This is a genomic window from Desertihabitans aurantiacus, assembly GCF_003344635.1.
Taxonomy (GTDB): domain Bacteria; phylum Actinomycetota; class Actinomycetes; order Propionibacteriales; family Propionibacteriaceae; genus Desertihabitans; species Desertihabitans aurantiacus.
Window position 1 is genome coordinate 1 of the sequence record NZ_QPKK01000118.1, and the last position, 11,398, is coordinate 11,398.

8 protein-coding genes are annotated in these 11,398 nt (G+C 74.2%); 5 read left to right on the plus strand and 3 right to left on the minus strand.

The window, feature by feature from the left end:
* On the minus strand, positions 1-393 hold a 393-nt coding region (locus DVA66_RS10940), incomplete at its 3' end, for an AMP-binding protein (RefSeq protein WP_157973953.1).
* Between the two features lie 52 nt (positions 394-445).
* Here DVA66_RS10940 and DVA66_RS20905 point away from each other — a divergent pair.
* Positions 446-1,807 carry a DUF418 domain-containing protein gene (locus tag DVA66_RS20905; RefSeq protein ID WP_157973954.1) on the plus strand — a complete coding sequence of 454 codons (1,362 nt, stop codon included), beginning with the start codon at positions 446-448 and terminating at the stop codon, positions 1,805-1,807.
* A 96-nt stretch (positions 1,808-1,903) separates the two neighbouring features.
* On the opposite strand, the gene DVA66_RS10950 is transcribed toward DVA66_RS20905, so the two are convergent.
* Entirely contained in the window at positions 1,904-4,729 is a 2,826-nt protein-coding gene (locus DVA66_RS10950; RefSeq protein WP_114560120.1) for a beta-glucosidase family protein, read from the minus strand.
* 115 nt (positions 4,730-4,844) lie between these two features.
* On the opposite strand from DVA66_RS10950, the gene DVA66_RS10955 reads away from it, so the two are divergent.
* From DVA66_RS10955 to DVA66_RS10965, 3 genes are read left to right on the plus strand one after another with little or no spacing between them, the layout of a single operon-like run.
* Positions 4,845-6,494, plus strand: a complete 1,650-nt coding sequence (locus tag DVA66_RS10955) for an extracellular solute-binding protein (protein WP_114560121.1) — start codon at positions 4,845-4,847, stop codon at positions 6,492-6,494.
* Complete coding sequence (locus tag DVA66_RS10960) at positions 6,491-7,483, plus strand: ABC transporter permease (protein ID WP_232821901.1); 993 nt, start codon at positions 6,491-6,493, stop codon at positions 7,481-7,483. Before DVA66_RS10955 ends, DVA66_RS10960 begins: the two co-directional genes overlap by 4 nt.
* The gene (locus DVA66_RS10965; RefSeq protein WP_114560122.1) at positions 7,480-8,502 is read left to right on the plus strand and encodes a carbohydrate ABC transporter permease; all 1,023 of its coding nucleotides are present in this window, start codon (positions 7,480-7,482) and stop codon (positions 8,500-8,502) included. Before DVA66_RS10960 ends, DVA66_RS10965 begins: the two co-directional genes overlap by 4 nt.
* Here DVA66_RS10965 and DVA66_RS10970 read toward each other — a convergent pair.
* On the minus strand, positions 8,492-9,475 hold the full coding sequence (locus tag DVA66_RS10970; protein ID WP_114560123.1) for a LacI family DNA-binding transcriptional regulator: 984 nt from the start codon (positions 9,473-9,475) through the stop codon (positions 8,492-8,494). The two genes, DVA66_RS10965 and DVA66_RS10970, sit on opposite strands and share 11 nt — an antisense overlap.
* A gap of 82 nt (positions 9,476-9,557) precedes the next feature.
* Between DVA66_RS10970 and DVA66_RS10975 the strand changes: the two genes are divergently transcribed.
* Positions 9,558-11,398, plus strand: a 1,841-nt coding sequence (locus tag DVA66_RS10975) for a beta-galactosidase (RefSeq protein ID WP_198671670.1), incomplete at its 3' end; no start/stop codon positions are given.

Consider the following 11,398-nt stretch of genomic DNA (forward strand, 5'->3'; position numbering starts at 1 on the left):
GGCCAGGTCGGAGGAGCGGCGGCGCAGGTCCGCGCCGGTGGCCACCGCCCGGGCGAGCACCATCAGCCCGCCGACCGCCGACGGCGGCAGCACCGACGTCCAGGACGCCGCCCGTCCCAGCCGGTCCTCGGTGGCGGCCACCGCCGCCCGGACCGCCTCGACCGGCAGCACGACCGCCTTGGGCTCGCCGGTCGAGCCGGAGGTGGCAACCACCACCGCGACATCGGTGTCGACCGGCTGCTCCGGCCGCAGCACCGCGACGGCGCGGGCGGCGGCGGTGTCGTCGTCGGGCAGCACCGCCAGCGGACGTCCGCCGGCCAGCGCCTGCCGGAGCGCCTCCGGCAGCTCGGGGTCGCTGCCGCGGACCAGGCGGAGCGGGGCGGAGCGGTGCACCTGCCGAGCCTACTGCGGCAGCCGTTGGGGCCGGGACGGCAGAGTGGGGCCCATGACGACGTCGGGTCCGGCCGCCCCGGACCGCCCCGAGCCGCGGTCCCGGCTGGTCGGCGTCGACCTCGCCCGCGGGCTGGCCGTGCTCGGGATGTTCGTCGCCCACGCCGCACCGACGGCGGACGTGCAGCTGTGGGAGACGCTGGTCCGCGACGTCGCCGCCGAACGCTCCCGCCTGCTCTTCGCCGTCACCGCCGGCCTCGGTCTCGGCCTGCTCACCCAGGCCCGCTGCCGGCCCACGTCCCGACGAGCTGGAGGCACTGAGGACGGGTCGGCGGTCGGGCGCGGCTCGGACGCGCTTCGACAGGCTCAACGCGCTTCGGTGACGTCCCCCGACCCGCGCGAGGCCGCAGCTGCCAAGCAGAGCCGACCACAACGCCCTGAGCCTGTCGAAGGGCGAGCCCATCGCACCGATGCCGACTCCGAGGCGCTTCGACCGGCTCGGCGCGCTGGGGCTGGGCCTGCCGACAGCGCAGGGGAAGCGACGGGTCGGGCCGTGCCCGGGAGGGCCGCGTTGCGGTTGGAGATCGCGATCCGGGCGTTGTGCCTGCTGGTGCTCGGGGCGCTGCTGACCACGCTGGACACGCCGGTGCGGATCATCCTCGACGAGTACGGGGTGGCCTTCCTCGTCGTGCTGCCGCTGGTGTTCCTGCCGGCCCGGGTGCTGCTGGGGCTCGGGGTGGGCGGCGTCCTGCTGCTGCCCGGGGTGGCGGCAGCGCTGGCGCAGCTGCGGGCGGTGCGGGCGCAGCAGGTCGAGCCGTGGGGGATCGTCGTCGAGTGGTTCGTCACCGGTGCGTACCCGGTGCTGATCTGGGCGCCGACGCTGCTGCTCGGGGTGGCGCTGGTCCGGCTCGGTCTCGGCCGGCGTCGGGTCACCCTGGTCGGGCTGGTGGTCGCGGCGGTGGTGGCGGCGGTGGCGCTGCCGCTCGGGGCGCAGCTCGTGCCGCCGCGGCAGGTGGCGATCGGCATCGCCACCGGCGGCGTGGAGCGGTTCGCGGTGGCCACCTCGCTGACGGTGGCCGGGAACGTCGCCGCGATGCTCGCCGTGGCGCTGGCCCTGGTCGCGCTCACCACCTGGCTGCCGGGACGGCCGCGCCGGCTGCTGGTCCGGCTGGGTGCACCGCTGGCCGCGGTCGGGTCGATGCCGCTGACGGTCTACGTCGCCCAGGTGCTCGTGCTCTGGCTGCTCACCCGGGGTCTCGGCGTCCCGCTGGGTGAGGACCACTGGGTGCTGGTGATCGGCCTGACTGCCGGCTCGCTGCTGCTGGCCTGGCTGTGGCGCCGCTCGCTCGGACGTGGCCCGCTCGAGCGGGTGCTCGGCGCAGTCAGCCGACCGCCGGCGCGGCGCCGTCCCCGCTGATCCCGCCGGCACACACCTTCGTGCGGCCGCACACCTGCTGCAACCGGTGTGCGGGCTGACGAAGGTGTGTGCCGGCAGGGTCGGCCGGCGCAGAAGTCAGCTGGCCCCGCCCGCCGCGCTGATCTCGACCAGCTCGACCGGGCCCGACAGGGACACCTCCAGCTCGGCCGGCTGCCCGGCGTGCTCGGGCCGGGGGAGCACCACCTCGGGCAGCCCGTCGCCGTCCGCGCCGGCTGACACCTGCGGTCCGCCGACCCAGCCGGCAGTGACCTCCACCGCGCCGGGTCGGCGGCGGCGCAGCACCAGCCGGACACCGTCCAGGCCGTCGACGTCCACCGGGCCGTAGCCTGCCCACCCGCGTCCGGCGACCGGACGCAGCACCGATCCGCGCAGCACCTCCCGGGGCGCCAGCTCCAGCCCCTCGCACCACGACCAGCACTCCGCCCGCACCGGACGCCGGGCCGGGCGGTGGCACGGCGGCTCGTCACCCTCCAGCTCCACCGTCGCCCGGGCGCGGACGTCGGCGGCCGACGCACCCACCTCGAAACGGTGCTCGCCGCCGGGCAGCCAGAACCGGTCGGCGGTGACGTCCCACAGCAGCAGCCGCTCCCGCGGCACCCGCAGCGTCACGGTCCGCTCCTCCCCGGGCGCGAGCTCGACCCGGGCGTGCGCCGCCAGCCGGCGCGGGCACTCCCGTCCCGGCACCTCGACCCGGTGGTACACCTGCACCAGCTCCGGCGCGGTCCGCCCACCGCGGTTGACCAGCGTCACCTCCAGCACCACCTCGCCAGCCGCCGTCGAGGTGCTCACCGGGCCGTAGCGGACGTCGCCGAAGTGCAGCCCGTGACCCAGCGCGAACCGCGGCTCGTGCGGCGACCACCACGAGGTCTGCCGGGCGGACTCGAGGTCGTAGTCGGTGATCTCCCCGCAGTCCGACGCCCGCAGCGGCCACGGCTGCGGCAGCCGTCCGCTCGGCTCGACCGCGCCGGTGAGCACGTCCACCACGCCGTGCCCGAGCTCCTGCCCGCCGTGGCTGGTCCACACCAGCGGCAGCGCGGCGAGGTCGTCGTCGAGCACGTAGGGGTAGCTCGACACCACCACGACCACCACCCGCGGCTGGGCGGCCGCCACCGAGCGGACCAGCTCGGCCTGCGCCGGCGGCAGCTCCAGCGACGGCCGGTCCGCGGTCTCGCGGCCGTTGAGGTGCGGGTCGTTGCCGACCACCACCACGGCGACGTCGCTCTCGCGGGCGAGCCGGACCGCCTCGGCCGTCCCGGAGACGACCGTCGTCACCTCGAACCGGGCGGCCTGCCCGATCCGCGCCGCCCCGGCCTCGAGGACGCCGTCGGGCCGCGACCACAGCCAGCGCCGGGTGCCCAGGTGCAGCAGCGACCACGAGCCGTCGGCATGCACCTCCTTGGCGAAGCTCTCCTGCACCTCCCAGCCGCCCACCCGGGTGGCGTGGACGTCCACGGTGCGCGCGTCCCGGCTGCCCATCAGCCCGCGGCCGGAGTCCAGCGTCAGCAGCCCGTCGCCCCAGTCCTGCAGCGCCCAGGCGGTGGCCGCCGACCGCTCTCCGGCCCGCACCCGCGCGTGCTCGTCGACGCCGAGCCACCCGGGCGTGCCCTGGACCCGCAGCACCACCCGGTCCAGACCGTCGGCGGTGCGCGACGGTCCGCGCTCGGCGAAGGCGTCGGCCACCGACACCGCGTAGGGCGGGGTGCCGCTGTACCAGTCGGTGAGCACCCGGTCGGCCAGCGGGCCGACCACGGCGACGGAGGCGTCGGTCGGCAGCGGGAGGACGCGGTCGGGGGTGGGGGCCTCGTCCTTCGACAGGCTCAGGGCGCTGCGGCTGGGTTCGTCGTCCTCCGACGGGGTCAGGGCGGTGGGGTTGGTCAGGACCACCACGGACCGTCCGGTGACCTCGCGGGCGAGCGCGCGGTGCTCGGGGAGGTCGATCTGGTCGGGGCCGATCGTGGCGTAGGGGTCGGTGGACGGGGCGAGCTCGCCGGTGCGCTCGCGCAGGGTGAGCAGCCGGCCGACGGCGGCGTCGACGTCCTCGACGGTGATCACGCCGCGCTCGAGCGCCTCGGTGAGGTGCCGCCGGGTCGGGGCGGGGTCGGCGGCGTCCTGGGTGAAGGAGTCGACGCCGGCCCGCAGCACCAGGCCGTAGGCCTCCGCCGCGTCGAGCTCGGGCAGCTGCACCGAGGGGACGTTGCCCGGCGCGTAGGCGTCGGAGAGCACCGCCAGCAGCCCGCCCGCCGCCTCCCGGACGGCCTCGATCGCCTCGGCGTCCAGATGCGCCGGACGCCCGTTGACGAGGTTGTAGGACGGCATCACCGCCCCGACCACCCCGGCGCGGGCCGGGCCGAGGAAGGCCGGCAGCTCGTACTCGTGCAGCACCCGCGGCGGCACCTGCACCGACAGCACGTCGCGGTGGTCCTCGACGTTGTAGGCGCTGAGGTGCTTCAGGGTCGGCACGCACCGCCAGACCCGCTCGTCCTCGCCGCGCAACCCGCGGGCGTAACCGGTGGCCAGCTCGGCGGTGAGGTGCGGGTCCTCGCTGAGACCCTCCTCGTTGCGGCCCCAGCCGGGGTGGCGCAGCGGGTTGACCACCGGCGCCCAGGCGTTGAGCCCGACCGCCGGGTCCTTGGCGTGGTGGGCCCGCAGCTCGGTGCCCACCACGGCACCGACCCGCTCCAGCAGGTCGGCGTCCCAGGTGGCCCCGAGCCCGACCGCCTGGCAGAAGACGGTCGCCTCGCCGATCCAGGCCACCCCGTGCAGGGCCTCCTGCCCGGTGTGGAAGTCCGCCAGCCCGTGCTCGGGCAGAGCGGGCTGGTGCTGGTGCAGCATCGCGACCTTCTGCTCGGTGCCGAGCGACCCCAGCAGCTCGCGGACGCGTGGGGACCAGTCCTGGGGCATGGGGGGCTCCTCCTCGAGCAAGGGCTTGCGTTCGGTTCGGCGGGCGGCCTACAGTCCACCATCGAAGCGCTTCGACGACAAGATGGGTCGTCGGCATCTCTCACAAGGAAGTGACATGAGCACGCACCGTCCCGCACCAGCCCGCATCGTCCTCAACCGGCGCACGCTCTTCGGTGCCGCCGGTGTCGGCCTCAGCGCACTCGCCGTGCCCGGCCTCAGCGCCTGCGGCGGCGGCACCGCCGCCCCGACCGAGCAGGTCGCCGTCAGCACCGAGGTGCTGCCCCGCCACATCCCGATCACCATCGCCGAGCCCGACATCCCGGGCGTCAACGGCTCGGTGCCCGGCTACACCAGCCTCCCCACCGAGCTCGTCCGCTCGGTGACCACGCCGCCCGGCGACGGCCGCACCATCCGGGCGATGACGCCGCTGTGGGGCACCATCCCCCCGGCCGACGGCAACCAGTACTACGAGGCCGTCAACGAGATGATCGGCAACACCATCGAGTTCCAGATCACCGACGGCAACGTCTACGCCGACAAGCTCGCCACCGTGCTGGCCTCGCCGCGCGACGTCCCGGACTGGGTGCAGATCCCGCAGTGGAACTTCCCCAGCCGCTTCGGCTCGGAGATCGTGGGCAACGTCTTCGCCGACCTCACCCCCTACCTCGCCGGCGACGCGGTCAGCAAGTACCCGAACCTGGCCAACATCCCGACCGACGCGTGGCGCTCCTGCGTCTTCAACGGCAAGCTCTACGGCATCCCCTACCCGGACACCCCGATCCGCGACGCGCTCTACTACCGCGACGACCTGCTGGCCGAGCGGGGCATCGACCCCCAGGTCGGATCGGCGGAGGAGCTGCTGGCGCTGGCCAAGGAGATCAACGACCCGGGGGCGAACCGGTGGGCCGCGGAGGACCTGTGGTCGGCCATCGCCATCGCCTTCGGCGTCCCGCCGAAGTGGAAGGTCGTCGACGGCAGGCTGGTGCACCGGGTCGAGACCGAGGAGTACCGCGCCGCCCTCGACTTCAACCGCCAGATGTTCGAGGCCGGGGTCGTCCACCCGGATGCGGTCGCCGCCCAGGAGAGCGAGGCCAAGGCCCGCTTCCAGTCCGGCCGCTCGCTGCTGCTCGCCGACGGCGTCGGCGGCTGGCACGAGGCCCTGCGCGACAACCTGGCCAACAACCCCGACTACTCGCAGAAGGCGTTCGCCCCGTTCGCCGGCCAGGGTGGCCAGCCGATCCTGTGGCGGGGCCCCGGCGCGAGCATGTTCTCCTTCGTCAAGCAGACCGACGACACCTCGATGATCGAGCAGATCCTCGCCTCGGCCGACGTCCTCGCCGCCCCGTTCGGCACCGAGGAGTTCTCGGTGATCAACAACGGGGTCGAGGGCGTGCACTACACCCCCGGCCCCAACGGCGTCCCGCAGCCCACCGAGCTGGCCGCCGTCGAGCTGCAGCCGACCTACATCTTCCTGGCCGACCCGCCGGTGGTGGAGGCCAAGGTGCAGTACCCGGGCTTCGTCGAGGAGTACTGCAGCTGGATGGCCGACGCCGCGCAGTACCTGCAGGAGCCGCCGCTGTACGGCGTCCAGATCACCGAGCCGCCGCAGTACGCCTCGCTCGCCCAGCCCTTCGAGGACCTCGAGGCCGACATCCCGCGCGGGCGCAAGAGCCTGGACGACCTGGACGCGGCGGTCGAGAACTGGCGGAGCTCCGGCGGTGAGGAGCTGCGGGCGTTCTACCAGGGTCTGCTGGACCAGCAGTGAGCGCGCCGACCACCACACCGGGTCAGGGCAACCCCACTCCCGAGGCCCCGGCGGCGACGCCGGGGCCCCCGGCCGCCCGCCGCCGGACGCTGGCCACCCGCTGGCGTCGCGACCGTGCACTCGTGCTGATGACGCTGCCGGCGATCGCGCTGCTCGCCGTCTTCGCCTACCTGCCGATGCTGGGCAACATCGCGGCCTTCCAGTACTACTCGCCGTACTCGGGCTTCTTCAACAGCCCGTTCGTCGGGCTGGACAACTTCGCCCGGGTGTTCACCAACCCCGCCTTCCTCAACGCGGTGCTGAACACGCTGATGATCACGGCGTTCCAGCTGGTGTTCTTCTTCCCCGTCCCGATCGCGCTGGCGCTGCTGCTCAACAGCGTCATCTCGCCGCGGGTGCGGGTGTTCATCCAGTCGGTGGTCTACCTGCCGCACTTCTTCAGCTGGGTGCTGGTGGTGACGATCTTCCAGCAGATCCTCGGCGGGGCCGGCCTGATCTCGCAGACCCTGCGGGAGAACGGCTACAGCGGCTTCGACCTGATGACCAACCCCGACACCTTCCTGCTCCTCATCACGTTGCAGGCGGTCTGGAAGGACGCCGGCTGGGGGATCATCATCTTCCTCGCCGCGCTCAGCACGGTCGACCCGGCGCTGCACGAGGCCGCGGCCTCCGACGGCGCCGGCCGCTGGCGCAGGATGTGGCACATCACCCTGCCGGCGCTGCGCCCGGTGGTGATCCTGCTGCTGATCCTCCGCCTCGGTGACTCGCTGACGGTGGGCTTCGAGCAGCTCATCCTCCAGCGCGACGCCGTCGGCGCGGAGGTCTCGGAGGTGGTCGACACCTTCGTCTACTACCAGGGCGTGGTCTACGGCGACTGGAGCTTCGCCGCCGCCGCCGGCCTGGCCAAGGGGCTGGTCAGCCTGGTCCTGGTGCTCGGGGCCAACAAGCTCGCCCACGTGTTCGGAGAGGCAGGGGTGTACCAGCGATGAGCGCCCAGATCGGAGACCAGACCGCCCCCGCCGCGGTCACCGAGACCGCCCGCCGCACCGGCGTCGGCCCCGGCGCGCCGCAGCGTCACGACGACCTGCCCCCCACCCGCCGACGCCGGCGCCGCGCCAACGGGCGTCCGGTGTGGGAGGAGGACCCGCACCCGGTCGGCCTCGGGCTGAAGGGCGTCGTGCTGGCGCTGGTGGTGCTCGTGGTCGCGTTCCCGCTCTACACCGTGGTCGTGACGAGCTTCTCCACCCAGGCCGAGACGCTGCGCGCCGGCGGCCTGGTCGTCATCCCCGGCGAGCTGACCCTGGAGGCGTACCGCCAGATCCTCTCCGGCGGCGTCGTCACCCGGGCCGCGGTCGTCAGCGTCGGGATCACCGTGGTCGGCACCGCGCTGTCGATGCTGGTCTCGGTGCTGGCCGCCTACGGCCTGTCGCGACCGGGCTCGCTGCTGCACACCCCGCTGCTGTTCGTCTTCCTCATCACGATGTTCTTCTCCGCCGGCCTGATCCCCAGCTACCTGCTGGTCAGCGGGCTGGGGCTGATCGACAGCTACTGGGCGCTGATCCTGCCGACGGCGGTGTCGGCGTTCAACATCCTCATCCTGCGCAACTTCTTCATGGGGATCGACAACGCCATCCTCGACGCCGCCCGCATCGACGGTGCGGGGGAGTGGCGCATCCTGCTGCGGATCGTGATGCCGCTCTCCGGTGCCGTGCTGGCCGTCGTCGCGCTGTTCTACGGGGTGGGCTACTTCAACGCCTTCTTCAACGCGGTGCTCTACATCAACGACAACGCCAAGTGGCCGCTGCAGCTGGTGCTGCGCTCCTACGTGCTGCAGGGCGCCTCGCTGCCCGGCGGGGCCGACCCCGGCCAGGCGGCCAGCGGCGCGGTCGCCGGCATGCCGATCAAGATGGCCGTCGTCGTGCTGGCCACCGTGCCGATCCTGCTGGTCTACCCCTTCGTCCAGCGCCACTTCACCAAGGGCGTCATCTTCGGCGCCATCAAGGGGTGACGCGGTGACGGGCCAGGGTCGGCGGGAGGAGCCGGACCTCGGGGCCGCGGCCGTCCTCCAGCCGGTCGACCGCCATGTCGACGGCGAGCTCGCCGATCCTGGCCGCGGGGATCTCGATCCAGTCGCAGTCCACCGGCAGCGCCGCCACGACGTCGGCCGGACCGACCGCGAGCAGGGCGCGGTCGTCGTGCCCGTCCTCGCGCAGCGCCTCGATGACGCCGGGCAGCGCGCCCTCGTTGTGCACCACCACGGCGTCGAGGTCGCGGTGGCGCGCCAGCAGCTCGGCCACGGCGGTGATCCCGCCGCGGCGGGTGCCCTCGGCGGCGGTCTCCAGCGGTTCCAGCCCGGCCTCGGCCAGCGCCTCGGCGTAGCCGTGCAGCAGCCGGTCGGCGAAGGAGGTGTGCCGGGCGCGCACCACCGGGGTGGGTCCGACCAGACCGATCCGGCGGCGTCCGGCGGCGAGCAGGTGCTGCACCGCGGCGCGGCCGACCGCGGCGAAGTCGAGGTCGACGCAGCTCAGCGGGCCCGGGTCGCTGGGCAGGCCGATCAGCACGGCCGGCTGCTTCATCGCACGCAGCTCGGGCAGCCGCAGGTCGTCGGTCTCGATGTCCATCACCACGACGGCGTCGACCATCGAGCCGGCCACCACCCGGTCCAGGCTGCCCGGGTCGTCGTTGGTGAGCAGCAGGACGTCCTTGTGGTGGCTGCGGGCCCGGGTCACCACCCCGGCCACGAACTGCAGGATCACGGGCACGTTGACGTCCACGCGCAGCGGGGCGACCAGGGCCAGCACGTCGGTGCGGCTGGAGGCCAGCGCGCGGGCGCCGGCGTGCGGTCGGTAGTCCAGGTCGCGGACCGCGCGCTGGATCCGCTCGCGGGTGGCCACCGAGATCGGACGCTTGCCGCTGAGGGCGTACGAGACCGTCGAGACCGACACGCCTGCCGCGCGGGCGACGTCCTCGATGGTGGCCACGCCCGCTCCTCTGCTCGCTCCGACCGGCCTGACTGTAGCGCCGGCGGCGGGCTGCGCGGACGGCGTCCGGGAGGGGTGGGTCATGACTGAGCCGAGGCTGTGGGTCGGTGCGGACTGGAACCCCGAGCAGTGGCCGCGCGACGTCTGGCGCACCGACGTCGAGCTGATGGCGCGGGCGGGGGTGAACCTCGCCACGGTGGGGGTGTTCAGCTGGTCCTCCCTGGAGCCGCGCCCCGACGAGTGGCGGATCGACTGGCTGGTCGACGTCCTCGACCTGCTGCACGAGCACGGGATCCAGGCCGACCTGGCCACCCCGACCGCGTCCCCGCCGCCGTGGCTGGCCCGGCTGTGGCCGGAGACCTCCGCCGTCACCGCGGACGGGGTGCGGTTGAGCCCGTTCTCGCGGAACCACTTCTGCCCGACCTCAGCCGTCTACCGCGAGCGCTGCGCCGCCGTGGTGCAGGCGCTGCTCGGCCGCTGTGCTGGGCACCCGGCGGTGGCGCTGTGGCACGTCGGCAACGAGTTCGGCCAGACCTGCTTCTGCGACTCGTGCGCGGCGGCGTTCCGGGTCTGGCTGCGGAACCGCTACGGCGGCCTCGACCCGCTCAACACCGCGTGGGGGACAGCGGTGTGGAGCCAGGGGGTGGGCGACTGGGAGGACGTGCTGCCGCCCCGGGCCGCGCCCTACCTGCACAACCCGGCGCAGCTGCTCGACTTCCGCCGGTTCGCCTCCGACGCCCAGCTCGAGCTGTTCCGCGCCCAGCGCGACCAGATCCGTGCGGTGGACGCGACCACGCCGGTGACGACGAACTTCATGGGCTTCTTCGGCGGCGTCGACTACCGCCGCTGGGCCCGCGAGCTCGACCTGGTCAGCGACGACAGCTACCCCGACCCGTCGCGGGCCGACGCGGTGGTCGACTCGGCGATGAGCTCGGACCTGATGCGCTCCTTGGGTGGTGACCGTGGCTGGATGCTGATGGAGCAGGCCGCCAGCACGGTGAACTTCCGCCCGCACAACGTCGCCAAGTCGCCGGCGCGGCTGCGGCGGGAGGTGTTCCAGGCGGTGGCCCGCGGCGCCCGCGGGCTGTGCTGGTTCCAGTGGCGCCAGGCCGCCCAGGGTCCGGAGCGGTTCCACTCCGCGCTGCTGCCCGCTGCCGGCCCGGACACCCGCCACCACCGGATGGTGGCCGCGCTCGGCACCGAGCTGGCCGGGCTGCCGGCCCTCGGGGACGTGCCGCGGGCGGAGGTGGCGCTGCTGTTCGACTGGCCGAGCTGGTGGGCCGGCACCCAGCGCGACCTGCCGAGCGACCGGCTCGACCCGCTGGCGCAGCTGCGTCGTTGGTACCGGGTGTGCTGGCAGCGCGGGGTGCTCACCGACGTCCTCGGCAGCGACGACACGCTGGACGGCGTCCGGCTGCTGCTCGCGCCGTCGGCGGTGCTGCTGGACGACGCGACGGTCGCCCGGCTCCGGGCCTGGGTGCAGGACGGCGGCCACCTGTGGCTCGGCCCGTTCGCCTCCGCGGTGGACGAGACGACGCGCCTGCGGCAGGGCCCCTTCCCGCACGGCTTCGCCGACCTGCTCGGCGTCCGCGGCGAGGAGTGGCACCCGCTGCCCGACGAGACGCTCGACCCGGACGCCGACCCGTCCCGCAGCGCGGACCCGGACCCCAGCGCGCTGAGCCTGTCGGAGCGCCCCGCCGACCCGGACGCCGACCCCGACCGCAGCACGCTGAGCCTGTCGAAGCGCCGGCAGTCGACCGTGGCGCTGGTGCCGACCGACCACGGTGCCGGGCTCCCGACCGGGCGCGCCGACACCTGGGCCGAGTGGCTCGAGGTCGACTCCGCCGAGGTGTGGGCCCGGTTCGCCGGCGGCCCGGCCGGCGGAGGACCCGCGGTGATGACGGCCGCGGCCGGCGCCGGGCG